We start from the raw sequence: 26,147 nt of genomic DNA on the forward strand, positions 1-26,147 counted from the left end.
GTACACCCTGGCATCGTCGCAGGTCAAGCGGCGACGAGCGGCCGGACGTCCGCCTTCGCCTCGGCGGCGATCAGCTTGCCCGCCTGCTCGGCGACCTTGCCGCCGGCGACCATCATCACCGCGAACGCGCCCACGAAGATGACGGTGCTCAGCCACACCATGGTTTCGATCGGCAGTGTGAAGGCGCCGATGACGCGAGCGGCGGACTCGAGGACGAACCCGATACCCCAGATGACGCTGGTGAGACGCATGATCCGCGAGAACTTCGGCGTGCCGCTGAGGCGTTCCCACGCGGCTTCGTTCTCCGCCTTGCCGCGGGTGAGGAACGGCTGGATCGTCTTGGTCATGATCGGCGCCGCGGTGCACGCGGAGACGAGGATGACGAGCCCGGTGATGCCGCTGCCGAGCGAGTCCTTCGCGATCATCATGCGGGCGTCGCCGGAGACGAAGGTCAGCAGCATGCCGACGACGTTCGTGACCAGGACGACGAGCGCGAGGCCGTTGAGGGTGCGGTCCTTGGCGAACTGGTGGAGCGTCCGGGCGAGCGGGACGACACCGCTGAGGGCGAGGCTCAGGAAGATGCTGGCGCCGAGCGCATGGAGCCCGTAGTAGACGCCGATCGGGACGGCGATCTCGATGGCCAGGGTCTGGAGCGGGGAACCGTTCTTCGTCATGCGAAAAGCTTGTCGCGGCCGGGGGTTGGGGACGGATGTCGTCCGCCACGACTTCGGCCTGACAGATGTCACGGCCTCACGTTCCGCGGGGCTGCGTCGTCGGGTTCGCATGGGAACGTTCTTGCGTGCTTCGGAGACTTTCGCGGTCTTCCTCTCGGCGGTCACCGCCGGCCTGTTGCTGACCACCCGGAGCGGGCACCCGCTGCACAGCGCCGCCGCGTACACCGTGTTCGGCGTCGCGGTGGTGCAGGTGGTGGCGGCGGTTCCGATGTGGAAGCCGGGAGGTGGCTCGCCGCGGCCGATCCTGTTCGCCGTGGTCTTTCTCGGGCTCGTGCTCGCTCAAGTGGCGTTGGGGATCGCGCACGTCAAGGTCGTGCACGTGCCGCTGGGGCGGCTGCTGTTCGGGGTGAGCCTCAGCCGCCTGAATGCATGTCTTCCGCTTCCGGGACGCAGTCGTCGTCCGGGTCGTCGAGCCAGCCGTGCGGGAGCGTGACCTTGCCCGGGCTGCCCTGGCGGCCGCGGGGGCCGTCGGCGTTGGCGGGGAACGGGGCGTCGTGGTCGAGGCGGCCGATGAGGTCGTCCAGCTCGGGCAGGCCGGACACCATCGCGAAGCCGCGGCGGAGTTCGGCGCCGACCGGGAAGTTCATGAAGTACCAGGCCATGTGCTTGCGCAGGTCGCGCAGGGCCTTGGTCTCGCCGTCGTGCTGGATGAGGAGCTCGGCGTGCCGGCGCAGGACGCGCGCCACCTCGCCCAGGTTCGGCGGGGTCGGCAGCGGGCGGCCGGCGAAGGCGGCTTCAAGCTCGCCGAACAGCCACGGTCGGCCGAGGCAGCCCCGGCCGACGACGACGCCGTCGCACCCGGTTTCGTCGACCATGCGCAGGGCGTCGGCGGCGCTGAAGATGTCGCCGTTGCCCAGCACCGGGATGCTGGTGACGGCTTCCTTCAGCTCGGCGATCTTCGTCCAGTCGGCCTGGCCGGAGTAGCGCTGGGCGGCGGTGCGCGCGTGCAGGCTGACGGCGGCGGCGCCTTCGGCTTCGGCGATGCGGCCGGCGTCGAGGAAGGTGCGGTGGTCGTCGTCGATGCCGATGCGGAACTTGACCGTGAACGGCACGTCCCCCGCCGCGCGCACGGACTCGCGCACGATGGCTTCGAACAGCTTCCGCTTGAACGGCAGCGCGGCCCCGCCGCCCTTGCGCGTCACCTTCGCGACCGGGCAGCCGAAGTTGGAGTCGACGTGGTCGGCGAGCCCTTCGCCGACGATGATCCGGACGGCTTCGGCCATGGTCTTCGGGTCGACGCCGTAGAGCTGCATGGACCTGGGCTTTTCGTCGGCCCCGAAGGTCATCATGTGCATGGTGCCGGGGTGGCGTTCGACGACGGCGCGGGCGGTGATCATTTCGCACACGTAGATGCCGGCGCCGTACTCGGCGCAGAGCTGCCGGAAGGCGACGTTGGTGATGCCGGCCATCGGGGCGAGCACCACTGGGGGATCGACCTGGTAGGGGCCGATCTTCAGGGCGGGCTTGCTCAGGGTGGCGGTCACGTCCTCCATTGTCGCTTGTGGTGTCGGTCACGTCGACCAGGGGCACCGGTCGCCAGCAGTTTTCCCGTCCCGCGAACAAGGGCGGTGCGGCACCATGCTCCCCATGGCCGAACCCGCCGCGACCGAGCCGGTGCGACCCTTGCCGGGGCGGACCGTTCTCCTCGTCGCTCTGCTCCTCGGCCTGCTCACCGGGGGTGCGCTCGTCGCGTTGATCTGGTGGGTGAACGTCAGTGGCGCACTGGCCGGGCCGCGGCTCGACGCCGTACGGGTCGGGGTGAGCATCGCCGTCGGTGGGGGTGGGGTGTTCGCGCTGTTCCTGGCCTGGCGGCGGCAGCGGTCCACCGAAGCCGATCACCTGCAGCGTGAACGGACCTTGGAACGGACGCTGGAGCAGCAGCGGGAAGTCGCCGCCGACAACCACCGGGACGCCGTCGAGCGGCGGATCACCGAGCTGTACACCAAATCGGCCGAACTGCTCGGCGCGGACACGGCCCCGGTGCGGCTGGCCGGGATCTACGCGCTGGAACGGCTCGGGCAGAGCAACCCCGGGCAGCGCCAGACCGTGGTGCACGTCTTCTGCGCCTACCTGCGCAACCCGGGTGAGCCGGACGAGCAGGAGCGGCACGTCCGGTCGACCGTCCAGCGCGTCCTGAGCAGCCATCTCCGGGGCGCCGCGGCCTGGCCTGGTCTCGACGTCGATCTCACCGGTGCGGTTCTCCACGACTTCGACTTCTCGGGGTGCGTCGTGCGGCAGGCGAGCTTCGACCGGGCGACGTTCCGGGGCCGGGCGAACTTCGGCAGTGCCCGGTTCGAGTCCATGGCCTTGTTCCAGGGAACCCAGTTCGAGGACCACGCCGAGTTCGGTGGCGCGGTCGTGGCCTGCGCGAGCTTCGACGGTGCCCGGTTCGCCAAGCTCGCCGTCTTCAACGGTGCCGAGCTCGGCCCGGTCGAGTTCACCGGCACGGCGTTCGAGGCCGGCGCCCTGTTCCGGGGCGCCGGCTTCAAGGGGCGCGCGGTCTTCGGCGGGGCCCGGTTCGGTGAGGCCACCGTCTTCGACGACGCGAAGTTCCACGACCTCGCGAGCTTGGCCGGAATCGTTTTCCTCGACAGCGCCGTGTTCACCGACGTCGAATTCCTGGGACCGTCGACGTTCCGCCGCACCGATTTCCGCGGCGACGCGTTGTTCGGTGGGTGCGTTTTCCGCCAGGGGACCGATTTCGCCGGGGCGTTGTTCGGCCGCTGGGTCAATTTCCGCGACGTCCGGTTCGACGGCCGGGCCGACGTCTTCCCCGCTCACGCCCGCCTCGACGTCGACGAAACGACGGCGAAGCGTGCTTGGCCGCCGACCTGGCAGCTCGTGACGTCGACGGACACCGAGCTCCCCGGCCACGAAGGACGCTGGGGCGAAGTCTTCGACACGACGACCTTCGCCGAGGACGCCTAGGCTCGCGGTCATGAACGACAAGCCCCTGCGCTGGGGAATCATGGGTACCGGTGGCATTGCCAAGGCCTTCGCCGACGATCTGCGGCTGACCACCTCCGGCGTCGTCGCCGCGGTCGGGTCCCGGACGGCCGAGAGCGCCGAGCGGTTCGCCGAACCGAGGAACATCCCCACCCGGCACAGCAGCTACGAAGCTCTCGCCGGCGATCCTGACATCGATGTCGTCTACGTCGCCACGCCGCACCCCCTGCACCACGGCAACGCGCGGCTCGCGCTCGAAGCCGGCAAGCCCGTGCTCGTCGAGAAGCCCTTCACCATGGACGCCGCCGAAGCGCGGGACCTCGTCGAGCTGGCGCGGGACAAGAACCTCTTCCTCATGGAGGCCATGTGGACGCGGTTCCTCCCGCACGTCCGGCACATCCGTGAGCTGCTGCCGCGGCTCGGGGACGTCGTCACGGTCTTCGCCGACCACGGGCAGTGGTTCGCCGAGGACCCCGGGTTCCGGCTGTTCGCCCCCGAACTCGGCGGTGGCGCCCTGCTCGACCTCGGGATCTACCCCGTCTCCTTCGCCTCGATGGTGCTCGGTGCGCCCGAGCGCGTCGCGGCCATGGCGACACCCGCCTTCACCGGCGTCGACGCCCAGATGTCTATGCTGTTCGGCTACGCGGGCGGTGCGCAGGCCGTGCTCAGCTGCACGCTCGGCGCGGTGTCGCCGACCACCGCGTCGATCGTCGGGACCGAGGCGCGCATCGAGATCGAGGGCGCCTTCTACGCGCCCGCCTCCTTCACGCTCATCCCGCGCGAAGGCGACCGGAGCCGCTTCGAGTACGTCGACGAGGGGCGTGGCCTGCGGTACCAGGCCGACGAGGTCGCGCGCCGACTGGCGAACGGTGAGGTCGAGAGCCCGCACATGCCGCTGGCCGAGACCGTTTCGATCATGACCACCATGGACGAGGTGCGGGCCGCGACCAGGACGTGACCCGGGTTTGAGTAGTGCTACGGATCCGCAGGTGGGCGCCGGTGCGTGACCCTGTCCGGTATGACCACCGAAGCGGATGTGCTCCTCCGGCTCGCCGGCGAGATCGACGACCTGGGGCGTCGCCTCGCCCTGGTGGGCGCCGAACTGCGGACCGCGCGCACCGAGCAGCCGAAGCCCGAACCGGCTCCGCAGCCCCAACCGCAAGCCGCGCCGCAGCCCCCGCCGCAGCCGCAACCGCAGCCCCAGCCGATGCCGCCGTGGCCGCAGTACCAGTGGCAGCCGCCGCCGCAGCAGTACTTCCCGCCCCCTCCGCAGCCGCCCTACCAGCCCGTTCCCCGGCAGACGCTCGGCGAGAAGCTCGGCAAGGAAGGCGCCGGGAGCCGGGTGCTCGCCTGGGTCGGCGGGGCCGTCACGCTGCTCGGCGTCGTCCTGCTGCTGGTGCTGGCCGTCCAGCGGGGCTGGCTCGGGCCGCTGCCGCGGGTGCTCGTCGGTGCCGCCTTCGGGCTGGCGCTGACCAGCACCGGCGTGTGGCTGCACCGCAAGCACGCGGGCCGGACCGGGGCCTTCGCCCTCGCCGCCACCGGGATCGCGACGCTCTACCTGGACGCCGTCGCCGCGACGTCGCTCTACGAGTTCCTGCCGGTGCTCGCCGGGCTCGCGGCCGGGCTGGCGATCACCGTCGGCGGGCTGCTCGTGGCCGTGCGCTGGGAATCGCCGCTGCTGGCTTCCGCCGTCGTCGTCGGCTGCGTCGTCTGCGCGCCGATGATCACCCGCGGCTTCACCGCCGAACTGGTCACCTTCCTGCTCATGGTCCAGCTCGCGACGACGCCGGTGCAGCTGCGCCGCGACTGGTCGTCGCTGACGCTCGCCGCCGGCGTCCCGCCGCTGTTCGCCTCCGTGATCAGCACGGCGGTGCTCGGCCAGGGCGGCGGCTGGGCCAACACCGCCGCGGCCGGGGGCGCCGGTGTCGCCGGGATCGTGCTCACGCTGATCGTGCTGCGCCGCCGCGAGAACGACCCCGCCGCGCTTTCGGTGCTGGCGACGGCCGTGCTCCCCACGCTCATCGCCGCCGTGCTGCTGCCGAAGGCGCAGGCCGTGCCGATCACGGCGGGCGCCGGCGTCCTCCTGGTCGCCGTCTGGGCCGCGCGCCGCTTCTGGCCGGGCGTCGCCGGGCACCTGGCCGGGCTGGCCGGCCTGCTCGCGATCCTGCAGGCGACCGTCACGCAGTTCGACGGCGCGGCCCGCGCCGGGGTCCTGCTCGGCGAGGCGCTGCTGCTGGTCGTGGCCGCGGTCGCCGGGCGCAACCGGTTCGCGCTCGGCGCCGCGCTCGGGTTCGCCGCGATCGGCGGGCTGATCGGCGTGTTCTTCGACGTCACGCCCGCGCTGCTGATCGTCCCGCGCGGCCGCTCGGCCGCCGAACTGGCCGGTGCGCTCGCGGTCGCCGCGCTCATCCTCGCCGTGTCGGTCGCGCTGCCGTGGGCGGCGGCCCGCCTGGCGGTGTTCCGCGGCCCGGCCGACGACCTGCCGGTGTGGCTCCTCGCCGGTGTCGCGGCGCTGTACGGCGCCGCCGGGGTGGTGCTGTGCGGGTCGCTGCTCGCGGTCCCCGGCCGCTCGGGCTTCCTGCTCGGCCACGCGCTGATCACGGTGTCCTGGACGGTCGCCGCGCTCCTCCTGCTGCTGCGCGGGATCGACGTCGTCGGGCTGCGCGTGACGGGGTTGGTCCTGGTCGGCGCCGCGGTGCTCAAGCTGGTGCTGTTCGACCTTTCGGCGCTCGACGGCCTCGCCCGGGTCGGTGCCTTCCTCGGCGCCGGGCTGGTGCTGCTGGCGGCCGGGACGCGGTACGCGCGCCGGGTCGCCTCGCGCTAGCGGGAAGAATTGTCGGTGCCTCGTGGTTACCTGGGTCACAGACCGAGGAGCCAGGGGGCACCGACAATGGCAGAACCGAAGCTCGCCGACCGGGCGGGCGAGAACATCGCGTGGCTGACCACCGTCACGCCGAAGGGGCGGCCCGCACCACGACCGGTGTGGTTCGTGCTCGACGGCGACGACGTCGTCGTGTTCAGCAAGCCGGACACCGCGAAGATCCGGCACATCGCGGCGAACCCCGAGGTGAGCTTCCACCTCAACGGCGACGAGCACGGCGGCGCGATCCTCGTGGTCAACGGGAAAGCGACCGTCGACGAGGCGAAGGCCTCCGAGGCGCCGGGGTACCTCGACAAGTACCGCTCCCACTACGCGGCGATCGGTTTCGAGACACCGGAAGCCTTCGACGCCGAGTACTCCGTGCGCATCCGCGTGGTGCCCGAGCGCTCCTGGGGGTGGTGACTAGAAGTCGACGTCCAGGCAGGCGAGCCGGGCACCCGCCGTGCCCGCGTGGCCGGGGTCGGTGTGCGTGTGCGTTTCGTGCACGACCACCGAGCGGGGCCGCCGCGCGTCGAACGTCCAGTCCACAGTGGACCGGGCGAAGCCGGTGCCGAGCCGGTCGGTGGTGAAGTCGAGCCAGATCTCGTTGCGCGGGTTGGCGTACGCGGGGTCGGTCGACGGCTTCACCGGGTCCGGCACGTGCTGGAAGTGCGGGCCGGCGGCGTCACCGGTGGCGCCGCACGGCTGAGCGTGCGCGTGGGCGCCGTAAGCGCGGCCCGGGCGCAGGCCGGTGACGGCGAGCGTGGTCGACGTGCCGGCGTGCGCCGCCGAGAGGCTGAACACGTGCGCCCGGGCGCCGACGGGCACGAGATCGGGCCGGTACGTCACCGCGTGTGCGCTGGGGGCATACGCGGTGAACGTGCCGTGCGCGGTCGCGACGTGCACGGGCGACGTGGCGGCGGACGCGACGGCGGGGAAGAACGCGGTGAGGGCGGCCGCGGCGGCGAGGGCCGGGAGAAGACGCATGATCCCTCTCTAACGAGCGCGGCCGGTGGCCACCATGATCTTCACACGAACGAGTGACCGGATTGTGGGGGAAAGTCACGTTCTTCCCATCCGGTGGGAGATCGCGGGCGCGGTTAAGGTTTTCGAGTGCCCGAACACACCGGCGAGACCCGCAACGAGCAGCTGACGCGCAACGTCGGCGAGCTGCTGCAGGAGCTGCGGGTCGCGCAGGCGGGCGTGCAGATCCTGTTCGGGTTCCTGCTTTCGGTCGTGTTCACCGACCGCTTCCACGACGCCAGCGGGTTCGAGAAGTCACTGCACCTGTCCGCGGTGGCGCTCGCCGTGGCGGCGACGGCGCTGCTGACCGCGCCCGCGGCCTGGCACCGGCTGCTGTTCCGCACGGGGAGCCGGGAGCGGATCCTGACCGTCGGCAACCGGCTCGTCCTGGCCGGGCTGGTCTGCCTGGCCCTGGCGATCACGTCGACGGTCGCGCTGATCTCGAAGGTCGTCTACGGCGGGATCGCGATGGGCGTGATGGCCGTGCTGTGCCTGCTGATCTTCGGGATCCTCTGGTTCGTCATGCCGTTCCGGCTGCACCAGCGCGGCGACGATCAGCCGACGGGGCCGCCCGAGTAGCGCGTGTCTTCCTGGACGAAGCAGAGCGGGTTGCCGAACGGGTCGTCGGCGTAGAACGACCGCTCGCCCCAGAACTGCGTCTCGACGGCGTCGTCGATCCAGCGCGGCCGGGCGGCTTGCACGCGCTCGTACGTCTCGTCGACGTCGTCGACCGCGAGGTAGACGATGCGCGGGTCCTTGCCCGGGCGCGGCTCGCGGTGCTCGGGCGGCGCCTCGACGCAGGCGAGCACGACGTCGCCGCAGCGGAAGTAGTGGCGGTTGAGCGCGATCCGCTCGCCCGGCTGGCCGAGGACGGCGGCGTAGAACGCGACGGCGACCTCGACGTCGTCGACGGGCTGGATCATCCGGAACACCCGCGGGCCGCTCATGCGCGAACAGTACCGCTGTTCATCCCGCGTTCGGCAGCAGTTGCCGGGGCGGTCGGCCGGCGCCCGTAGCTTCCGGCCCGTGACTGACACTTCTCGCCGGACCTTCCTCCTCGGCGCACCGGCCGTCGCCGCCGCGGCGACCCTGCCGGGCGTCCTCGGCGCACCGGCCGCCCAAGCCCAGGGCCGGCACCGCCCCGACGCCGAAGATCCGCGCTTCACGCTCGTGGTCATGCCGGACACGCAGTACCTGTTCGACGAGGACCGCGGGGACGCGGCCCCGCTGGACGCCTCGCTGCGGTACGTCCTCGACGAGTCGGCTGACAACGTTGTCTTCCTCGCTCACCTCGGCGATCTCACCCAGAACGGCCACGCCGACGAGTTCGCCAGGATCAGCAGGTCGTTCCAGGCGCTCGACCGCCGCCGGTTCCCGTACAGCACCCTCGCGGGCAACCACGACATCGACGGCTCGAAGGACGACCAGCGCGGCCCCTCGCCGTACCTCGACGCCTTCGGTCCGCAGCGCCAGCGCAACTCGCCGACGTTCCGCGGTGCCACCGAGGACGGCTACAACAGCTACCACGTCTTCCGCGGCGGCGGCCGCGAGTGGCTGCTGCTCGCCCTCGACTGGCGGCCCTCCGCGGGCGGCCTGAACTGGGCGAAGCACGTCCTCGCGCAGCATCCGACGCTGCCCGCGATCCTCACGATCCACGAACTCGTCTGGGCCGACGACGACCACCAGGCCCAGTTCTCGACGTTCGGCGAGCTCGTCTGGAAGGAGCTCGTCGACGGCAGCGACCAGATCTTCCTGACGCTCAACGGCCACTACTGGCCGACCGGGCGCACGGTCCGCAAGAACGCCGCCGGCCACGACGTCCACGTGCACATCGCCAACTACCAGGACCGCTACTACGGCGGCGGCGCGATGGTCCGGCTCTACCAGTTCGACCTCGCCCGCGGCGTGGTCGACGTCCGGACGTTCTCGCCGTGGCTCGCCGCGCAGGACCACCTGAGCGAGATGCAGCGGATCGAGGTCGAGCGCAGCGGGCCGGCCGACTACTTCAGCCTCGAGATCGACTTCGCCGAGCGCTTCAAGGACTTCGCTCCCGTGCCGGTCCCGCCCGGGCGCCCGGCGAAGCAGCTTCTGGTGCCGGGAACCGTCGCGTACTGGCGCTTCGAGGGCGGGCCGGACGGCAAGCCGGTGCCGGCCGACGTCGTCGTGCGCGACCAGACCGGGCACGGCAACGACCTCACGCGCGTCACCGCGCCCGGCAGCGGGCCGGGCCAGCTGAAGTACTCGAGCGAGTTCTCGCCGCGGCAGCCGTCGCGGGCGAGCCTGAGCTTCGACGGCGGCCGCGACCCGAGCCGGGGCGCGTACCTGCGCACCGTCGACCGGGCGCCGATGAACAAGCTGAAGTTCGAACGCGGCTACACCGTCGAGGCGTTCTTCCGGCTGCCGGCGGACTTCAAGGACGGCCACCACGGCTGGTGCGGCCTGTTCGCCCGCCAGGGCAGCGGCGCGGCGGCCGGCAAGACCGGCGACGACCCGAAGGAATCGGCCGCCACACTGTCCCTTTCGGACGGTGGGGAGCTGCAGTGGGCGGTGTACCCGCTCAACCAGGACCGGACCGCGACGAACTGGGGCCATGAACTGGCGGTGGAGAAGTGGTGGCACGTCGCCGTGGTCAACGACGGCCGCCGCACGGTCGTGTACGTCGACGGCTGCCCGGTGGTGCGGAACCCCTCGACGCCGGCGATCGGGCTCGCCGACCCGGGCGGCTCGTGGCTGGTCGGCGCCTCGTCCTACGACGGGAAGGTCGACCGGAGTTTCGCCGGGCTACTGGGCGACGTGCGGGTGGTCGACCGGCCGCTGAACCCGCGCGAATTCATGCTGGGCTGAACCCCTTGACAGCGGGTGGACAATAAAAAATCGGCGTGCTCTCCGAAACAACAAGGAGAACCCGCCGAACCTGGAGCCAGTCTAACCGCTGTGAGGGGAAATTGTCAAATCAGGGGTACGACGAGGAATTGCGGGACGAGCGCGCGTACATCGCCGGGCTGTACGCGCGGCTCGACCGCGAACGCGAGCAGGCGCGGGCCCGTTACCGGACCGCGCTGGGGGAAACCGGGATCGCACTGGTGGAACGGGACGCCGATGTGCGCGTCCGGGCCCGGGAAGCCGCCCGGCTGGACGTCGTCGACAACGGCCTTTGCTTCGGCCGGCTGGACGCCCTTTCGGGCGAACGCGGGTACATCGGCCGGATCGGTCTTTTCGACGGCGAAAACGACTACGAACCCCTTCTCCTGGATTGGCGGGCGCCGGCCGCGCGCCCGTTCTACGTCGCCACCGCGGCGTCGCCGGAAAAGATGCACCGCCGCCGCCAGTTCCATTCCCTCGGCCGCCGGGTGACCGGGTTCACCGACGAGGTGTTCGGCCGTCCCGGTGCCGGCGAACGCGGCGACGCGGCGCTCTTGGCCGCCGTCACCGCACCCCGCGGCGAGGGCATGCGGGACATCGTCGCGACGATCCAGGCCGAGCAGGACGAGATCATCCGGCTCGGCCACGCCGGCGTCCTGGTGGTCGAAGGCGGCCCGGGCACCGGGAAGACCGCCGTCGCGCTGCACCGCGTCGCCTACCTGCTCTACACCCGGCGCGAGCGGATGTCGCGCACCGGCGTGCTGGTCGTCGGGCCCAGCCCGCTGTTCCTCGACCACATCGGCCGCGTGCTGCCGTCGCTCGGCGAATCGGACGTCGTCTTCATGACCACCGGCGACCTCGTCCCCGGCTTGCGCGTCACCGCCGAAGACGCGCCGGAGGTGGCGCGGCTCAAGGGATCTTCGAAGATGGCCGGCGTCCTCGCGGCGGCGGTCGCCGACCGGCAGCGGGTGCCGGACGAACCGGTGCCGGTCGAGCTGGCCGACGTCACCGTCGACCTCGACGCGGACGTCGCGGCCGAGGCCCGGCTCGAAGCGCGCCGGTCGGGGCTGCCGCACAACGAAGCCCGCGCGGTGTTCCGCGAGCACGTCGTCACGATCCTCGCCGAGCGTGCGGTCGCGAAGATCGGCGAAGGCTGGCTGACCCCGGAGGACCGCGGGGCGTGGGCCGATCTCCGCGCCGACGTCCGCGAAGAGCTGGCCGGGCACGAAGAGCTCGACGCCACGCTCGGCGCGCTGTGGCCGGAGCTGACGCCGGAGACGCTGCTGGCACCGCTGTACCTGTCGCCGCGGCGGCTCGCGGCCGCCGGTGCCGATCCCGCGTTGTTCCGCGCGGACGGCAGCGCCTGGACGGTGTCGGACGTGCCGCTGCTGGACGAGCTCGTCGACCTGCTCGGCCACGACGAGGCCGCCGACCGCGCGGCCCGGCGGAAGCAGGCGGCGGAGGAGGCCGAGTACTCCGCCGGCGTGCTGGACGTCCTCAAGCTGGACCGCGAGGAAATGGACGAAGACGTCCTGCTGAGCGCCGAGAACCTGCTATTCGGCGAGGACCTGGCCGAGCGGTTCGTCGAGCGCGACACCCGCGACCTCGCCGAACGCGCGGCGGCGGACCGGGACTGGACGTACGGGCACGTCGTCGTCGACGAGGCCCAGGAACTGTCCGAAATGGACTGGCGGGTGCTGATGCGGCGCTGCCCGAGCCGCTCGTTCACGATCGTCGGCGACCTCGCCCAGCGCCGGTCGGCGGCCGGGGCGACGGCGTGGGGCCCGGTGCTCGCGCCCTACGTCGGCGACCGCTGGCAGTACCGCGAACTGACCGTGAACTACCGCACGCCGGCGGAGATCATGACCGTCGCCGGTGCCCTGCTCGCGCGGTTCGCCCCGGACGCGCGGCCGCCGGAATCGGTGCGGGCGAGCGGGGTCCGGCCCTGGTCCAGACAAGTTGCGGACGGCGAACTGCCGGCCGCCATCGGCGAATTCGCCCGCGACGAGGACGGCCGTGCGGGCACGGCCGTGGTGATCGGGCCGCCGGGCGTGCCCGGCGCGGTGACGCCGTCGGCCACCAAGGGCCTGGAGTTCGACGCCGTCCTCGTCGTCGAACCGGAGCGGATCCTCGCCGAAGGCCCGCGCGGCGCGGCCGAGTTGTACGTCGCGCTCACGCGCGCCACGCAGCGCCTCGGCGTGCTGCACCGGGAACCGCTGCCGGCGGTGCTGAGCGGGCTCGCCGAAGCCGGGGCTCCCGCCCGGGCCGGGCACCGGCGGTTCGTCTAGTGCCTCGTGAGTGAGAAACAGTGTTCTGACCCTGTTTCTCACTCACGACCGCTACGCCGTGAGCCGGCCCCACGAGTAGTTCTGCTTGGCCAGCTTGAGGTACACGAACAGTTCGGTCCCGGAAACGCCCGGGATCTGCCGGATCTCCTCGCCGAGCACCTCGAGCATGTGGTCGTCGTCGCGGCAGACGAGCTCGGCCAGCAGGTCGTACCGCCCGGCGCACAACACGACGTAGTGCACGTTCGGCAGTTCGGCGAGTTTGTTCGCCACCTCGCGCGGATCGGCGCCGTCGACGCTGATCCCGACCATCGCCTGCCTCGTCAGATCGACGTTGACCGGATCGGTCACCGCCACGATCTGCATGAGGTCGTCGCGCAACAGCCGCTGCACGCGCTGGCGGACGGCCCCCTCCGAAAGCCCGACCGCCTTCGCGAGCGCGGTGAACGACGCGCGGCCGTCCTGCTGGAGCAGGGCGATCAATGATCTGTCCGTGTTGTCCAGTCCGCGCGCACGTGAATCTTCACCCATGCCGTCCCTCCCTGTGTTTCGGCATGTGATTTGTCAAGTGCGCAGCGTATCGAGACCTGACCAGAAAGCGAGACCCCCGCGCCAGCTTCGCGTGATCCGGCGTGCACGTCGCCGTCTGCCGAGGAATCGGTGGCGGGGGACGAAAATCACGAGGCTTTCCGAGGCGGTTTTGTGCGCCCGCGCACAGCCGCACGCGCTCGGCGCGTCCCGCCGGGTACCGTCTGGCGGCTCTGTCGTCTCGCATTGCCCCAGGAGGACCAACGCATGTCGGAGGCCGTGGCGCTCGGCGTCGCTCCCGCCGTCCCCGGAAAGGGGCTGCGCGGCGGCGCCCTGGGCATGGTGTCGTCGATGGTCATCGGGATGTCGTCGACCGCTCCGGCGTACTCGATCGCGGCGACGCTCGGACTGATCGTCTTGGCCGGTACCGGGTTCAAGGCGGCCGCGTTCGTCCTGCTGTCCTTCGTGCCGGTGCTCTTCGTGGCGCTCGCGTTCCGCGAGCTGAACACCGCGGAACCCGACTGCGGGACCAACTTCACGTGGGCGGCGCGCGCGTTCGGCCCGCACGCGGGGTGGTTCACCGGCTGGGTCGTCACGGTCGCGCAGCTGCTGGTGATGAGCAGCCAGTCCGCGCTCACCGGCCGGTACACGCTGCTGCTGTTCGGCGCGTCCGGCGCGGCGGACAACCGGTGGCTCACGACGGCGATCGGCGCCGGGTGGCTGCTGGCGCTGTGCTGGCTCTGCTACCGCGGGATCGAGGTCTCCGCGCGGGCGCAGTGGATCCTGCTGGGCGTGGAGCTCGTCGTCCTCGTGCTCTTCTCGGTCGTGGCGCTGGTCCGCGTCTTCGCGGGCACGGCCGGACCGCAGGCGTCGGTGCCGCGCCTCGACTGGCTGTGGCCGGGCGGGGTGGGCGCCGGCACGGCGGTTTCGGCGGTGCTGCTCGCCGTGTTCATCTACTGGGGCTGGGAAAGCTCGCTGTCGGTCAACGAAGAGTCGGCGGACCCGCGGCACGCGCCGGGCCGCGCGGCGGTGCTCTCGACGGTGCTGCTGGTGCTGAACTACCTGCTCGTCACGGTCGCCGCGCTGGCCTTCGCGGGCGTCGGGAGCGAGGGCGTCGGGCTGGGCAACGAAGCGAACTCCGAAGACGTCCTCGCGGGGCTCGGCGGCGCGGTGTTCGGCGACGGCACCGCGGGCAAGGTGCTGGGCGTGCTCCTGATCGTCTCGGTGCTGACCAGCGGCGCCGCCACCAGCCAGGCGACGATCATGCCGGCGGCGCGCACGACGTTGTCGATGGCCAGCCACGGCGCGCTGCCCCGCGTCTTCGGGCGCGTGCACCCGCGGTTCCGGACGCCGTCGGTGGCGACCTGGACGTTCGGGCTGGTCTCGCTCGCGGTGTACGTGCTCCTGGCGCTGGTCAGCGACAACGTGCTGGCGGACTCGGTCGACGCGGTCGGGCTGACCATCGCGATCGAGTACACGATGACGGCGCTCGCCTGCGTCTGGGTGTTCCGCCGGACGCTCTTCGCGAGTGCCCGCAACTTCCTGCTGCGCGGGCTGCTGCCGTTCCTCGGCGGGGTGTTCTTCCTGGCCGTGCTGGGGTTCGCGCTGGTCGAGTACGCGCGGCCGGACGCGGGCGAGACGACGGTGTTCGGCATCGGCGGTGTGGCGGTGATCGGCGTGGTGTCGATCACGCTGGGGGTACCGCTGATGTTCGCGGTGCACCGCGCCTGCCGCGACTTCTTCGCCGGGCGCCGCCTGCCACGCGGGGTGGTGCGGCGCGGCGGCGACGTCATCGAACCGGGCTAGAACCAGGTGTCGAGGGCGGTGGCCGGTGAACCTTCGCCGGCCCACGCGATGACCCCGTCCGGCCGGAGCAGCAGCGGCCCGGTGTTCGTGGCGGACACGACGTCCACGCGCGGTTCGGTGACGTGGTCGCTGGTCAGCAGGAGGCCGCGGCCGGTGCGGGTGTGCTCGTGCAGTCTCGATTCGCGGCCGTCGGCATCGACGATTTCGACGTCCGGGCAGTGCTCGCCGGCCGGCTTCGGGGCGGGGTAAGGGAAGTCGTACCGGTCGCGGACGCGACGATCTCCCGCAGCGCGTCGACGTGCGGACCGGGCGCCAGCAACGCCGATTGCGCGTGCGTGTTGCGCAGCACCGCTTCGCCGGCCGGGTGCCGTTCGCGCGTGTACGTGTCGAGGAACGTCTCGGGCTTTTCGCCGCGCAGGACGGCGCCGAGCTTCCAGCCGAGGTTGGCCGCGTCGAGCAGGCCGAGGTTGAGGCCCTGGCCGCCGCTCGGCGAGTGCACGTGGGCGGCGTCGCCGGCGAGGAAGACGCGGTCGCGGCGGTAGCCGGGCACCTGGCGGGCCTGGTCGCCGAACCGCCGTTCCTCGCGGAACTCCTCGACGACGACGTCCGCGCCGGTGATCCGCCGGACGCTCGCGGCGAAGTCGGCCGCGGTGACGGGCTCCGGGTTCGCCGCGGGCTCGGTGATCCCGACCATGCTGCCGCCGTGCAGGAACGCCCCGCCGGGGTAGCGCCCGGCCGGTGGGACTTCGCCGGCGAAGCGCACCTGCCCGGCGATCGTGCGCAGCAGTGCGGGCGTGCCGGGGAACTCGAAGCCGGCCAGCTTGCGGACGGTGCTGCGGCCGACGACGTACTTCGCGCGCCAGGCCTTTTCCGCGGTGCCCGTGACGCCGTCCACATCGGACTCGACCGCGGTGACCCCGTGCCCGCGCAGCACCCGGACACCCGCGGCGTGGCCGGCGAGGACGCGTTCCAGCTCCGGCTGCCAGATGTTGGTCCGCGGGCGGTCTTCGCGCGGGACGATCTTGAAGATGTTCGCGAAGTGGCCGCGGGTGCTGCCGTGGTCGCGGGCGAGGTCCTTGGTGCCTTCGGTTCTTCGGACGGGGTCTTCAGGCGCTCGAGGACCAGGGGCTCGACGCCCGCCAGCTTGAGCTCCGCCGCGAGGAACAGGCTCACCGGACCCGCGCCCACGACGATCACGTCGGCATCCATGCTTTCTCCTTAAGTAGTTAAGGCGTCAAGGAGGAGCATGCAGCTGGAGGTCGCCGACGCCGTCCGCGTCGCGCTGAAGCTGCTGGAAGACGAGGGCCTGGACAAGCTGACCGTGCGGCGGCTGGCCACCGAGCTCGGCGTCAAGGCACCCGCGTTGTACTGGCACTTCAGCGGCAAACGCGCACTGCTCGACCACATGGCGGACGCGATCGTCGCGCCGGTCGTCGCCGGGCTGCCGGCGTCCGGGCCGTGGCTCGCGTGGCTCGAAGAAGCGGGCTTCGCGCTGCACACGGCGTTGCTCGCGCACCGCGACGGCGCCCGCGTCGCGCTCGGCGCGGACCTCCGGGCGGCCCGCGCGCTCGGTGAACTCGCCGAGCGCGCGACCGGTGTCCTGCACGACGCGGGCTTCCCGCTCGGCGAGGCGACCCGCGCGTCCGGGGTGCTGGTGCACTTCGTGCTCGGCCGGGCCGTCGAGGACCAGACGCGGTTGCCGCCGGCGGAGGAGGCCGCGGTGATCGCGTCCGCGGCGTTCCCGTTCCCGCTGATGGCCCGCGGCCTGCGCGAACGGGCCGGGTCGACGGTCGAGGATGACTTCCGGTACGCGCTCGGCGTGCTGCTCGCCGGGCTCGAAGCGGCTAACCGAGGTCGCGGCGGCTGAGGTCCTCCTCGGTCTCGCGGCGCACCAGCAGCGTCGCGACGCCGTTCTTCACCCCGACCAGCGGCGGGCGGCCGACCTGGTTGTAGTTCGACGCCAGCGAGTGGTGGTAGGCGCCGGTGCACGGCACGGCCAGCAGATCGCCCGCGCGCAGGTCGGCGGGCAGCGCGATGCCGTCAGCCAGGACGTCGCCGGCCTCGCAGTGCCGTCCGACGACGGTCATCGGGACGCGCTTCGCGGTGGAGCGCCGGCCGACCAGGCGCGTCGTGTACCGGGCGCCGTAGAGCGACGGGCGCGCGTTGTCGCTCATGCCGCCGTCGACCGCGACGAACGTGCGGCTGCCGCGCTTGACCGCGCACACGCGGTACACCGTGATCCCGGCCGGCCCGACGATCGCCCGGCCCGGCTCGATCGTCAAGCGGGGCAAGGGGAAGTCGTGCGCCGCGCACTCGTAGGCGAGCGCCACGCGCAGGCGCCGCGAGTAGCCGCCGAGGTCGAACGCGGGCTCGCCGCCGACGTACGGGACCGCGTGCCCGCCGCCGAGGTCGAGCTCCCGCAGCGTGACGCCGTGGGCGTCGCGGAACCGGACGAGCACCTCGGCCATCCGCCGCGCGGCGGCTTCGTACCGGTCGACCCGCGAGACCTGCGAACCGATGTGGCAGTGCAGCCCGGCCAGCCGCAACCCGGGCTGCGCCCGCAGTGCTGCCGCGGCGGCGTCGACGTTGTCGGGAACGCCGTCGAGCAGCGAAAACCCGAACTTCTGCCCTTCGGTGCCGGTGCTGATGGCCGCGTGCGCCCCGGCCGCGACGCCCGGCGTCACCCGGATCATCACCTGCTGCCCGCTGTGGGCGAGCGCGCCGAGCTGCTCGATCTCGTCGAGCGAGTCGACCACGATCCGCCGCACGCCGTAGCCGAGCGCGGCCTTCAGGTCTTCGGGCGTCTTCGCGTTGCCGTGCAGCAGCATCCGCTCGGCGGGGAAGCCGACGGACCGGGCGACGGCGATCTCCCCGGCGGAGCAGGTGTCGAGCGACAGCCCCGCTTCGGCGACCCAGCGCAGCACGGCACGCGTGCAGAGCGCCTTGCTCGCGTACGCGACTTCGACGTCCGGGAGCGCTTCGCGGTACTCGCGGGCGGTGTCGCGGACCTGCTGCTCGTCGAGGAGGTAGGCGGGCGTCCCGAAGCGGGCGGCGAGGTGGCTGACTCGCGCGCCGGCGAAGAGGAGCTCGCCGTCTTCGCCGAGTCGGGTGCTTCGCGGCCAGACTCCTGGCTCGAGGTGATCGGCGGCTTCGCAGCCGAGGCTGGGAAGGAGCTCGCTGAGCGTCACGGGTGCCTCCGGGCATCGCGGCGGATCGGACCCCGTCAGGACACCGCCGGCCGCGCCCCCGGGCGTCCCCCGTGAATGCGGTCCTGACGGGTTCCGGTCGCTCGCTTACTCGTCTTTAACGCGCGGGTAACTTCGGCCACAGTGCGCGTGACCTGCGAAGAGGTGATTTTCCGTGCTGGGCGCCGTCACACCGGGCATGGTTACCGACACGATGGACGAGACCGAGTTCGCCGCACTGACCGAGCAGCACCGGCGTGAGCTGCGGGCGCACTGCTACCGGTTCCTGGGCTCCCTGGACGAGGCCGAGGACCTGGTGCAGGAGACGTTCCTGCGCGCGTGGCGCGGCCGTGAGCAGTACGCGGGCCGCGCGAGCGTGCGCGCCTGGCTGTACAGGATCGCCACGAACGCGTGCCTCGACTTCCTCGACCGCACACCGCGCGTGGTTCCTTCGGTGGACCTGCCGGTGGCTTCCGGCTCGCACCTGGCGCCCCGGCCGGCGGCGGCCGTCCCGTGGCTGCAGCCGGCGCCGGACGACCTCCTGGACGTGGCGATCGCGCGGGAGACGGTCGAGCTGGCGTTCCTCGCCGCCGTCCAGTACCTCTCGCCGCGGCAGCGCGCGGTGCTGATCCTCCGCGACGTCGTCGGCTGGTCGGCGAAGGAGACGGCGACCGCGTTGGAGACGACCCCCGCTTCGGTGAACAGCTCGCTTCAGCGGGCGCGGGCCGAGCTGAAGGAGCAACTGCCTTCGCGGCGCACGGAGTGGCGCGTCGAGTCGAGCGGCGAAGAGCGGGCGGTCGTTTCCCGCTACATCGCGGCGATCACGGCGGCGGACGACACGGCCATCGCGGCCGTGCTGAGCGACGACGTCCGGTGCAGCCACCAGCCGGGCGCCGGCGGCCACCCCGGCCCGGACCCGACCTGGTACGGCGGGCTGGCGACGGTCCTCGAGGGCTGGGCCCCGGTGCTGCACGGCACCGCGACGATGGAGCTGCGCATGCTGCCCACCCGCGCGAACGGCGGCCCGGCCGTCGCGACGTACCTGCGTCACGACGGCCGGTTCCGCGCGTTCGGCCTCAACGCGCTGTCGATCGGCGGCGACCGGGTCACCGAGGTGACGACGTTCGTGCCGTCGGTGTTCCCGGCGTTCGGGCTGCCGGACGCGCTCTAGCGGGTCGGCTCTTCGACGTGGTCCTGCGCCGAGCCGCACACGCAGCCGCGGTCGGTTCCCTGACCGGCCGTGGTCGCGGCGCAGTAGCGGCGGGCGATCGCGTCGTGCGTGCCGAGCAGGTGCGGGCAGCTCGGGCACCGGACACCGGCGCGGGGCACCTCGGGTGCCGTCTCCGGGGCGGTCACGCCGCCACCTTCGCCGGCCGCCGCAGCGGCTCACCCGCCTCGTGCAGGTGCTGCAACACGTACCAGTAGGAGCGGGCCCAGCCGCACTGGGCGTAGGAAATCCCTTGCCGGGCGCAGAAGTCCCGGACGATCACCTGCGCGTGCTTGAGGTTCGGCCGGGCCATGCTCGGGAACAGGTGGTGCTCGATCTGGTAGTTCAGCCCGCCGAGGGCGAAGTCCACCACCGGGCCGCCGCGGACGTTGCGCGAGGTCAGCACCTGCTTGCGCAGGAAGTCCAGCTTGTGCCCGGCCGAAACCATCTCCATGCCCTTGTGGTTGGGCGCGAACGAGCAGCCCATGTACAGCCCCCACAGGAACTGGTGCACCAGGATGAAGATGATCCCGGTCAGCGGCGAGAGCACGATGAACACCGCGGCGAGGTAGGCCACCAGGTGCGCGATCAGCAGCGCGGATTCGAGCTTGTGCTGGCGGACGTCCCTGCGCCACACGGCTTTCACGCTCGACACGTGCAGGTTGAGGCCTTCGAGCAGCAGCAGCGGGAAGAACAGGAACGCCTGGTACTTCGCCATCCAGCGCAGGAAGCCGCGCTTGCGGGAGCTCTGCGCCTTGCTGAACGCGAGCGCGGCGATGTCGACGTCCGGGTCTTCGTCTTCGTTGTTGGGGTTGGCGTGGTGGCGCGAGTGCGTCCCGATCCACCAGCCGTAGCTCAGCCCGGTCAGTCCGCCGTGGACGAGCCCGGTCGCGTCGTTCGCCTTGCGGCTGCGGAAGATCTGCTTGTGCCCGGCGTCGTGGCCGATGAACGACAGCTGCGCGAACATCATCGCGAAGAACGCGGCGAGGAAGAGCTGCCACCACGAGTCGCCGAGGAAGGCGAAGGCGACCCAGCCGCCGCCGAACGCGGCGAGGTTGAGCCCGATCCGCACCGCGTAGTACCGCCGCCGCCGTCGGAGCAGCCCGGCGTCCTTGATGAGCCGGGACAGCTCGGCGAAGTCGCTTCCGGCTGTGGCCGGAAGCTCCGGATTTCGGGTGGAAGTCATCGGGATCACCGCTCTGGGTAAGTCGTAAAGGCTTGTCCAGCAACGGTTTCCGGCCCCGACGGGGTCCGGGTCCGGTCCGGGAAAAGGGCACTGGGGCCTCGACACGGTGGATACCGCGTCCTGCCCCCAGCCTCCCACTCCGGCGCCCTGGTGGCAATTCCCCGAAACCTGCCGGATCGGTGTACAGTCAGCCACATCGGGATGAAGGTGACCCACCACACACCCGAGAACTTCCCGCCCGGATCGCTCCGGCCGGGGACAGGAGCCGAGTCCGGGTCGGAAACCCGCTCGTACGCAACCGTGCCGGCTGATCAGCCGGCGAGCAGCCGCCCGTAGCCGCCAAAAGCGACACTCGAGGCGCCCAGATGGGTTGCTACAGCTTGTTTTCTTCCGTCGCGGTTCCGGTCATCAGGTGGCTCGTCGGCGAGCCGGGTTCGGTGTCATCGTGCTCCGGCGCGCCGATGGGCCGCCACCCTTCACGAAAGCCCCCACGACGAGAGCATGCCGAAGAGCTGCTCGCGTTCACCCGCGGTCAGCAACCGGCTCGGCGGCCGGACGTCGGGGCGGCACAGGCCCAGCTGGGCGAGCGCGTCCTTGACCACGCTGACGTTGTTGGCGTTCCCGTTCGCGGCGCGGAGCTCTTCGAAGGGCCGGATCCGTTCCCAGACGGTCATCGCCGCCGGGTAGTCCCCTGTGGACAGTGCGCGGAACATCGCCAGCGACGTCGCCGGGTCGACGTTCACCAGCCCGGACGTGAAGCCGGTGGCCCCGACGGCGAAGTAGCCGGGCGCGGACAGCTCCGCCAGTCCGGCGATCCAAACGAACCGGTCGAACCCCGCGTCGCGCGCCACCGAGCCGAACCGGACCGGGTCCGGCACCGCGTACTTGACGCCGATGACGTTCGGTGCCGTCTCGCCCAGCGCGCGCAGCTGCTCGCCGGCGATCGCGGGGTTGCGGACGTAGAGCACGACGCCGAGTTCCGGCACCGCGCCGGCGATCGCCGCGTGGTAGTCGACCCAGCCGTCACCGGAGATGTACGGGTGCACCGGCTGGTGGATCATGATCATGTCGGCCCCGGCGTCCCGCGCGTGCGCGGCGGCCCGCGTCGCCGAAGCGACGTCGTGGCCGATCCCGGCGAGCACGCTCGCCCGCCCGGCCGTGGCCTCGACGGTCACTTCCAGGCATCGCCGGGCTTCGGCGGCGTCGAGCGCGTAGAACTCGCCGGTGTTCCCGTTCGGCGTCACGACCTCGATGCCGCCGGTGATCAGCCGGTCCACCAGCTTCGCGTACGTCCCGTCGTCGACGGCGCCTTCGGTGTCGAACGGCGTGACCGGGATGGCCACCACGCCCGAGAGTCGTCGCTTCTGCTCCTCGAACGCACTCGCCACTGACATGTCCTATCTGATATACGATGCGGCGTACAACATTAACACGGACCCAGGGAGCAGCCATGCACCGTCGCACCGGCTTCCGATTCCGACGAGTGGTGCTGGCAGCGGGCGTTGCGGCCGCGCTGGCGGCCTGTGGCGCCCCCGGCGGCGACGGCGGCGGCCAGGCCGCGGACCCCCAGGCCGTGCCGGACAAACCGAGCAAGCCGGTCGAGCTGAACATCCTCGACGTCGCGGGGAACCTGCAGCTCACCAAGCAGATGATCGAGAACTTCAAGGCCGCCCACCCCGAAGTGCTCGCGAAGGTCACGTACTCGACCGCGCCCGCCCCGAGCATGGCGGGCAAGCTGAAGGCCGAACAGGACGGCGGCGTCGCTCAGACCCACCTCGTTCTCAGCGGTACCGACGGCCTCTCCGCCGGCATCGCGAACGGCACCCTGGCCAAGGTCCTCCCGGACTTCTCCGGCCGCTTCCCGAACCTGATGCAGAACTACCTCGAGCCGGCGGCCAAGATGCAGGAGCTGGCCAACGGCTACGGCGTCGAGGTCGTCTACTACCCCTCGGGCCCGCTCCTGGAGTTCAACCCCGGCGCGGTGCCCGCCGCTCCGGCGTCCCCGCAGCAGCTGCTCGACTGGGCCAAGGCGCACCCCGAGAAGTTCCAGTACGCGCAGCCGGCCAACTCCGGCCCGGGCCGGACGTTCCTGATGGGCCTGCCCTACCTGCTCGGCGACAAGGACCCGAAGGACCCGGACAAGGGCTGGGACAAGACCTGGGCGTTCCTGCAGGAGCTGGGCAAGTACGTGAAGTACTACCCCTCGGGCACGACCGAGACGATGAAGAACCTCGCCTCGGGCTCGGTCGACATGATCACGTCCACCACCGGCTGGGACATCAACCCGCGCAAGCTCGGCACAGTGCCCAACACGGTCAAGACCGCGATCATGCAGCCGATGCACTGGGTCACCGACGCCCAGTACGCCCTGATGCCGAAGGGCCTTTCGCCCGACCAGGAGTCGGCGATCCTGCAGCTGATCGCGTGGATGCTCAAGCCGGACCAGCAGGCGATCGCCTACGACGACGGCTACTTCTTTCCCGGCCCGGCCGTCAAGGACGTCACCCTCCGGATGGCGCCGCAGAAGAGCCAGGACACGATCAAGCAGTTCGGGCGCCCGGAGTACGAGCAGTGGATCGCGCAGTACCCCAAAGAGACGTCGCTGCCCGCCGACCAGCAGGTCAAGGCGTTCGACAAGTGGAACCAGCTGATCGGCGGCTCGAAGGTCGGCAAGAAGTGACGTTCGAGCAGCTGCGCCTCGACGGGGTCTCCCGCAGCTTCGGCACGGCGAACGCCCTGCGCGACCTCGACCTCGCCATCACCTGCGGCGAGTTCGTGGCCCTGCTCGGCCCGTCCGGCTGCGGCAAGTCGACGGCCCTCAACTGCCTGGCCGGCCTGCTCCCGCTCACCGGCGGCAGCATCTGGCTCGACGACGCCCGCATCGACGGCCGCCCGCCCGAGCAGCGCGGGTTCGGGATGGTGTTCCAGAACTACGCGCTGTTCCCGCACCTGTCCGTCCGCGCCAACGTCGGCTTCGGCCTCAAGATGCGCAAGGTCGCCCGCGCCGAAGCCCGCCGCCGGGTCGACGACGCCCTCCGCCTCGTCCAGCTCACCGAGCACGCGGCGAAGTTCCCGGCGCAGCTTTCCGGCGGTCAGCAACAGCGCGTCGCCATCGCCCGCGCCGTCGTGCTGGAGCCCCCGGTGGTCCTGATGGACGAACCGCTGTCCAACCTGGACGCCAAGCTCCGCCTCGAGATGCGGATGGAGATCCGCCGCCTCCACCAGACGCTCGGGCTGACCACCGTCTACGTCACCCACGACCAGGAGGAGGCCCTGTCGCTGGCCGACCGCCTGGTGGTGCTGCGCGAGGGCACGGTCCAGCAGATCGGCACCCCCGAGGAGGTCTACGCGCAGCCGGTGAACAGCTACGTCGCCTCCTTCATGGGCTACCGCAACCTCCTGGACGTGACGGTCACCGCCGCCGCCGGCCCCTCGGTCACCGTCGAAGGCGACGGCGTCCGCCTGACCGGCGCGAACCGCGATTCGCTCGCGGAAGGCCCCGCGAAGGTCGCGATCCGCCCCGAGGACTTCGTCGTCGGCGACGGCGCGGAGAACGCCCTCGACGTCACGATCGAGATCGTCGAGTACCACGGCCGTGAGCTCTCGGTCTCCGCCCGGCTGCCGACCGGCACGCCGGTCTACTTCCGCACGGACAAGCGCCTCGCCCCCGGCGACACCGCGAAGATCGGCGTCCCGGCCGAGCGGGTCCTGGTGTTCGCACCGTGACCGCCGCGACGGCGGCCCGCCCGGCCTTGCGCCACCGCCTGGCCGAACGCGGCATCGACCGCACCCTGCTCCTGCTGGTGCCCGGCCTGCTCGTCATCGCCTGCCTGTTCCTGTACCCCTTCCTCTACGGCCTCCAGCTGTCCTTCGCCCCACGCCGGGGCGGCGTCTTCGCGAACTACGCCCGGTTCTTCGGCGACCCCTACCTGCGCGACACCATCTGGACGACGCTCGGCATCGCGCTGCCCGCGACGTTCATCAACGTCCTCGCCAGCATCCCGATCGCGTACGTGCTGCGCGGCCGCGTCCGCGGCAAGCGCCTCCTGACGACGATCCTGGTCGTGCCGATCACGCTCGGCACGGTGCTCACCGCGCAGGGCTTGATCATGTACGGCGGCCCGGCGGGCTGGCTGAACAAGGTGCTCACCGTCCTGGGCATCACCGACCAGCCGCTGCCGCTGATCCACAACTACACCGGCGTGCTGCTGTCGCTCGTGATCACCGGCTTCCCGTTCTCCTTCCTGCTGACGTTGTCGTACCTCTCCGGCATCGACCCTTCCCTGGAGAAGGCGGCCGCGACGCTGGGCGCGAACGGCGTCCAGCGCTTCCGGCGCATCACGCTGCCCCTGCTGGCTCCCGGCCTGGCGATCACCTTCTGCTTGTCGTTCGTCATGGCGTTCTCGGTGTTCCCCTCGGCGCAGCTGGCCGGCGACCCGGCGAACGAGACCCGCGTCATCTCGATCGCCGCCTACCACGCCGCGTTCGAGGAGTACGACTACTCGATGGGCTCGGCCGTCGCGATGCTCATGGCGGTGGTCATGCTGATCGTGATCGGCCTGGTCATGGCGTGGCGCGCCACGCTCTACCGCGGAGCGACCGGAGGCAAGGGATGACCGGTTGGGTCGCGCGTCCCGGACGTTGGGTCGTCTGGGCCGTCGTCGCGTTCTTCTTCGTCAACCTCGCCGGCCTGGTGCTCTCGGTGGTCGTCGACTCGTTCGGCACGCAGTGGTTCGGCAGCTGGCTCCCGGCCGGCTTCACCACTCATTGGTACGCCGACGCGTGGCGCGAGTTCGGCCTCTCGGACGTCCTCCTGACGACGGCGGTCGTCGCGCTCGTGGTGATCGCCGTGTCGGTGGCTGTCGGCGTCCCGGCCGCCTACGCGCTGGCCCGCCGGTCGTTCCCCGGCAAGCGCCTGGTGATGCTGCTGTTCGTGCTGCCGATCCTCATCCCGCCGATCACCTACGGCATCCCGCTGGCCACGGTGCTGTACAAGGTCCACCTCGCCGGCACGACCACCGGCGTCATCCTGGCGAACCTGGTGCCGTCCGTGCCGTTCGTCGTGCTGACCATGACGCCGTTCATCGAACAGATCGACCCGAAGATCGAAGCTGCGGCGCGCATGTCCGGCGCGCGGACGACGTCGGTGTTCACCCGCATCCTGGGCCCGCTGCTGCTGCCGGGCATCCTGGCCGCGTCGATCCTGGTGCTGGTGCGCACCGTCGGGATGTTCGAGCTGACGTTCCTCACCGCCGGCCCGGACTCGACGACCCTCGTGGTCGCGCTGTACAACTCCGTGTTCGCCGCGGGCATCCGCGCCAACCAGTCCGTGGACGCGATGGCGACCATCTACACGGCTTCCATGCTCCTGCTCCTCCTCGTCGCGTTGCGGTTCGTGAACCCGACCCAGCTGGTCACCCGGATCCGGGAAGAGACCTGACGGCCGGCGGTGCTCGTTCGCTCATGTGATCCACGTTACCGCGGATAGTCGAACACGTGATCGACACGATGGGGTGAAACAAGGC

Annotated in this window: 25 protein-coding genes and 1 pseudogene; 14 read left to right on the forward strand and 12 right to left on the reverse strand. The window is 71.3% G+C overall.

The genetic code is table 11. The features are described 5' to 3' along the window. Positions 1-23: 23 nt before the first annotated feature. Together MUY14_RS38685 and dusB are read right to left on the reverse strand one after the other, a co-directional pair. Positions 24-674, reverse strand: a complete 651-nt coding sequence (locus MUY14_RS38685; RefSeq protein ID WP_247016982.1) for a VC0807 family protein — start codon at positions 672-674, stop codon at positions 24-26. Positions 675-1,087: 413 nt separating this feature from the next. After that, positions 1,088-2,227: a tRNA dihydrouridine synthase DusB gene (gene dusB, locus MUY14_RS38690; protein ID WP_247016984.1), complete on the reverse strand. Its 1,140-nt coding sequence runs from the start codon at positions 2,225-2,227 to the stop codon at positions 1,088-1,090. Positions 2,228-2,321: 94 nt separating this feature from the next. Here dusB and MUY14_RS38695 point away from each other — a divergent pair, with 94 nt between their 5' ends. The 4 genes from MUY14_RS38695 (at position 2,322) to MUY14_RS38710 (ending at position 6,963) form a co-directional block, all read left to right on the forward strand. Then, complete coding sequence (locus tag MUY14_RS38695; RefSeq protein WP_247016986.1) at positions 2,322-3,662, forward strand: pentapeptide repeat-containing protein; 1,341 nt, start codon at positions 2,322-2,324, stop codon at positions 3,660-3,662. 10 nt (positions 3,663-3,672) lie between these two features. Beyond that, positions 3,673-4,638, forward strand: coding sequence for a Gfo/Idh/MocA family protein (locus MUY14_RS38700; protein WP_247016988.1), 966 nt, complete (start codon positions 3,673-3,675; stop codon positions 4,636-4,638). A 60-nt stretch (positions 4,639-4,698) separates the two neighbouring features. After that, entirely contained in the window at positions 4,699-6,504 is a 1,806-nt protein-coding gene (locus tag MUY14_RS38705) for a DUF2339 domain-containing protein (protein ID WP_247016990.1), read from the forward strand. Positions 6,505-6,570: 66 nt separating this feature from the next. Beyond that, positions 6,571-6,963 carry a TIGR03667 family PPOX class F420-dependent oxidoreductase gene (locus tag MUY14_RS38710; protein WP_247016992.1) on the forward strand — a complete coding sequence of 131 codons (393 nt, stop codon included), beginning with the start codon at positions 6,571-6,573 and terminating at the stop codon, positions 6,961-6,963. Here MUY14_RS38710 and MUY14_RS38715 read toward each other — a convergent pair whose 3' ends face one another. Beyond that, complete coding sequence (locus MUY14_RS38715) at positions 6,964-7,527, reverse strand: superoxide dismutase family protein (protein WP_247016994.1); 564 nt, start codon at positions 7,525-7,527, stop codon at positions 6,964-6,966. Positions 7,528-7,653: 126 nt separating this feature from the next. On the opposite strand from MUY14_RS38715, the gene MUY14_RS38720 reads away from it, so the two are divergent. Next, entirely contained in the window at positions 7,654-8,142 is a 489-nt protein-coding gene (locus MUY14_RS38720; RefSeq protein ID WP_247016996.1) for a DUF6328 family protein, read from the forward strand. Here the strand turns inward: MUY14_RS38720 and MUY14_RS38725 are convergent. Further along, complete coding sequence (locus MUY14_RS38725) at positions 8,118-8,510, reverse strand: glyoxalase/bleomycin resistance/extradiol dioxygenase family protein (protein WP_247016998.1); 393 nt, start codon at positions 8,508-8,510, stop codon at positions 8,118-8,120. The genes MUY14_RS38720 and MUY14_RS38725 overlap by 25 nt on opposite strands. A gap of 79 nt (positions 8,511-8,589) precedes the next feature. Between MUY14_RS38725 and MUY14_RS38730 the strand changes: the two genes are divergently transcribed. Together MUY14_RS38730 and helR are read left to right on the forward strand one after the other, a co-directional pair. Continuing rightward, positions 8,590-10,407, forward strand: coding sequence for a LamG-like jellyroll fold domain-containing protein (locus MUY14_RS38730; protein ID WP_247017000.1), 1,818 nt, complete (start codon positions 8,590-8,592; stop codon positions 10,405-10,407). Positions 10,408-10,508: 101 nt separating this feature from the next. Then, positions 10,509-12,713, forward strand: a complete 2,205-nt coding sequence (gene helR, locus MUY14_RS38735; protein WP_281506210.1) for an RNA polymerase recycling motor ATPase HelR — start codon at positions 10,509-10,511, stop codon at positions 12,711-12,713. 51 nt (positions 12,714-12,764) lie between these two features. Here helR and MUY14_RS38740 read toward each other — a convergent pair whose 3' ends face one another. Further along, entirely contained in the window at positions 12,765-13,241 is a 477-nt protein-coding gene (locus MUY14_RS38740) for an Lrp/AsnC family transcriptional regulator (protein ID WP_247017004.1), read from the reverse strand. A 264-nt stretch (positions 13,242-13,505) separates the two neighbouring features. Here MUY14_RS38740 and MUY14_RS38745 point away from each other — a divergent pair, with 264 nt between their 5' ends. Continuing rightward, positions 13,506-15,044 (forward strand): APC family permease, encoded by a 1,539-nt coding sequence (locus tag MUY14_RS38745; RefSeq protein WP_247017006.1) that lies wholly within the window; start codon positions 13,506-13,508, stop codon positions 15,042-15,044. Here the strand turns inward: MUY14_RS38745 and MUY14_RS47400 are convergent. The 3 genes and pseudogenes from MUY14_RS47400 to MUY14_RS38755 form a co-directional block, all read right to left on the reverse strand. Continuing rightward, positions 15,041-15,247, reverse strand: coding sequence for a hypothetical protein (locus MUY14_RS47400; protein ID WP_396126877.1), 207 nt, complete (start codon positions 15,245-15,247; stop codon positions 15,041-15,043). The two genes, MUY14_RS38745 and MUY14_RS47400, sit on opposite strands and share 4 nt — an antisense overlap. Next, positions 15,178-15,978: an FAD-dependent monooxygenase gene (locus MUY14_RS38750; RefSeq protein WP_247017008.1), complete on the reverse strand. Its 801-nt coding sequence runs from the start codon at positions 15,976-15,978 to the stop codon at positions 15,178-15,180. Before MUY14_RS38750 ends, MUY14_RS47400 begins: the two co-directional genes overlap by 70 nt. Before the next feature lie 185 nt (positions 15,979-16,163). After that, positions 16,164-16,253: pseudogene (locus MUY14_RS38755) on the reverse strand (FAD-dependent monooxygenase); the annotation flags it as partial. Between the two features lie 37 nt (positions 16,254-16,290). Here MUY14_RS38755 and MUY14_RS38760 point away from each other — a divergent pair. Next, on the forward strand, positions 16,291-16,911 hold the full coding sequence (locus tag MUY14_RS38760) for a TetR/AcrR family transcriptional regulator C-terminal domain-containing protein (protein ID WP_247017010.1): 621 nt from the start codon (positions 16,291-16,293) through the stop codon (positions 16,909-16,911). Here the strand turns inward: MUY14_RS38760 and lysA are convergent. Then, positions 16,889-18,232, reverse strand: coding sequence for a diaminopimelate decarboxylase (gene lysA / locus MUY14_RS38765; protein ID WP_247017012.1), 1,344 nt, complete (start codon positions 18,230-18,232; stop codon positions 16,889-16,891). The genes MUY14_RS38760 and lysA overlap by 23 nt on opposite strands. 211 nt (positions 18,233-18,443) lie before the next feature. Between lysA and MUY14_RS38770 the strand changes: the two genes are divergently transcribed. Beyond that, entirely contained in the window at positions 18,444-19,400 is a 957-nt protein-coding gene (locus MUY14_RS38770) for an RNA polymerase subunit sigma-70 (RefSeq protein ID WP_247017015.1), read from the forward strand. On the opposite strand, the gene MUY14_RS38775 is transcribed toward MUY14_RS38770, so the two are convergent. The 3 genes from MUY14_RS38775 to MUY14_RS38785 all read right to left on the reverse strand — a co-directional run bounded on the left by MUY14_RS38775 (position 19,397) and on the right by MUY14_RS38785 (position 22,016). Then, on the reverse strand, positions 19,397-19,585 hold the full coding sequence (locus tag MUY14_RS38775; RefSeq protein WP_247017017.1) for an RGCVC family protein: 189 nt from the start codon (positions 19,583-19,585) through the stop codon (positions 19,397-19,399). The genes MUY14_RS38770 and MUY14_RS38775 overlap by 4 nt on opposite strands. After that, positions 19,582-20,622, reverse strand: a complete 1,041-nt coding sequence (locus MUY14_RS38780) for an acyl-CoA desaturase (protein WP_247017019.1) — start codon at positions 20,620-20,622, stop codon at positions 19,582-19,584. Before MUY14_RS38780 ends, MUY14_RS38775 begins: the two co-directional genes overlap by 4 nt. 476 nt (positions 20,623-21,098) lie before the next feature. Next, positions 21,099-22,016 carry a dihydrodipicolinate synthase family protein gene (locus MUY14_RS38785; protein WP_247017021.1) on the reverse strand — a complete coding sequence of 306 codons (918 nt, stop codon included), beginning with the start codon at positions 22,014-22,016 and terminating at the stop codon, positions 21,099-21,101. 56 nt (positions 22,017-22,072) lie between these two features. Here MUY14_RS38785 and MUY14_RS38790 point away from each other — a divergent pair, with 56 nt between their 5' ends. Genes MUY14_RS38790 through MUY14_RS38805 form a run of 4 tightly spaced genes read left to right on the forward strand, consistent with a single transcriptional unit; the run spans position 22,073 to position 26,062 of the window. After that, positions 22,073-23,302 (forward strand): extracellular solute-binding protein, encoded by a 1,230-nt coding sequence (locus tag MUY14_RS38790; RefSeq protein WP_247017023.1) that lies wholly within the window; start codon positions 22,073-22,075, stop codon positions 23,300-23,302. Then, complete coding sequence (locus MUY14_RS38795) at positions 23,299-24,348, forward strand: ABC transporter ATP-binding protein (RefSeq protein WP_247017025.1); 1,050 nt, start codon at positions 23,299-23,301, stop codon at positions 24,346-24,348. Before MUY14_RS38790 ends, MUY14_RS38795 begins: the two co-directional genes overlap by 4 nt. After that, entirely contained in the window at positions 24,345-25,238 is an 894-nt protein-coding gene (locus tag MUY14_RS38800) for an ABC transporter permease (protein ID WP_247017027.1), read from the forward strand. Before MUY14_RS38795 ends, MUY14_RS38800 begins: the two co-directional genes overlap by 4 nt. Beyond that, on the forward strand, positions 25,235-26,062 hold the full coding sequence (locus MUY14_RS38805) for an ABC transporter permease (protein ID WP_247017029.1): 828 nt from the start codon (positions 25,235-25,237) through the stop codon (positions 26,060-26,062). The genes MUY14_RS38800 and MUY14_RS38805 overlap by 4 nt, the downstream gene beginning before the upstream one ends. The last annotated feature ends 85 nt before the right edge of the window (positions 26,063-26,147 follow it).

Origin of the sequence: Amycolatopsis sp. FBCC-B4732 (genome assembly GCF_023008405.1) — a bacterium.
GTDB classification, from domain to species: Bacteria; Actinomycetota; Actinomycetes; order Mycobacteriales; family Pseudonocardiaceae; genus Amycolatopsis; species Amycolatopsis pretoriensis_A.

Excerpts from the sequence above, each read along its gene's own strand:
- MUY14_RS38705 (WP_247016990.1), top strand. The coding sequence starts at position 4,699 with ATGACCACCGAAGCGGATGTGCTCCTCCGGCTCGCCGGCGAGATCGAC.
- dusB (WP_247016984.1), bottom strand. The coding sequence starts at position 2,227 with ATGGAGGACGTGACCGCCACCCTGAGCAAGCCCGCCCTGAAGATCGGC.
- MUY14_RS38715 (WP_247016994.1), bottom strand. The coding sequence starts at position 7,527 with ATGCGTCTTCTCCCGGCCCTCGCCGCCGCGGCCGCCCTCACCGCGTTC.
- MUY14_RS38725 (WP_247016998.1), bottom strand. The coding sequence starts at position 8,510 with ATGAGCGGCCCGCGGGTGTTCCGGATGATCCAGCCCGTCGACGACGTC.
- MUY14_RS38805 (WP_247017029.1), top strand. The coding sequence starts at position 25,235 with ATGACCGGTTGGGTCGCGCGTCCCGGACGTTGGGTCGTCTGGGCCGTC.
- MUY14_RS38780 (WP_247017019.1), bottom strand. The coding sequence starts at position 20,622 with ATGACTTCCACCCGAAATCCGGAGCTTCCGGCCACAGCCGGAAGCGAC.
- MUY14_RS38740 (WP_247017004.1), bottom strand. The coding sequence starts at position 13,241 with ATGGGTGAAGATTCACGTGCGCGCGGACTGGACAACACGGACAGATCA.
- MUY14_RS38745 (WP_247017006.1), top strand. The coding sequence starts at position 13,506 with ATGTCGGAGGCCGTGGCGCTCGGCGTCGCTCCCGCCGTCCCCGGAAAG.
- MUY14_RS38785 (WP_247017021.1), bottom strand. The coding sequence starts at position 22,016 with ATGTCAGTGGCGAGTGCGTTCGAGGAGCAGAAGCGACGACTCTCGGGC.
- MUY14_RS38685 (WP_247016982.1), bottom strand. The coding sequence starts at position 674 with ATGACGAAGAACGGTTCCCCGCTCCAGACCCTGGCCATCGAGATCGCC.
- MUY14_RS38790 (WP_247017023.1), top strand. The coding sequence starts at position 22,073 with ATGCACCGTCGCACCGGCTTCCGATTCCGACGAGTGGTGCTGGCAGCG.
- MUY14_RS38710 (WP_247016992.1), top strand. The coding sequence starts at position 6,571 with ATGGCAGAACCGAAGCTCGCCGACCGGGCGGGCGAGAACATCGCGTGG.
- MUY14_RS38695 (WP_247016986.1), top strand. The coding sequence starts at position 2,322 with ATGGCCGAACCCGCCGCGACCGAGCCGGTGCGACCCTTGCCGGGGCGG.
- MUY14_RS38760 (WP_247017010.1), top strand. The coding sequence starts at position 16,291 with ATGCAGCTGGAGGTCGCCGACGCCGTCCGCGTCGCGCTGAAGCTGCTG.
- MUY14_RS38770 (WP_247017015.1), top strand. The coding sequence starts at position 18,444 with ATGGACGAGACCGAGTTCGCCGCACTGACCGAGCAGCACCGGCGTGAG.
- MUY14_RS38700 (WP_247016988.1), top strand. The coding sequence starts at position 3,673 with ATGAACGACAAGCCCCTGCGCTGGGGAATCATGGGTACCGGTGGCATT.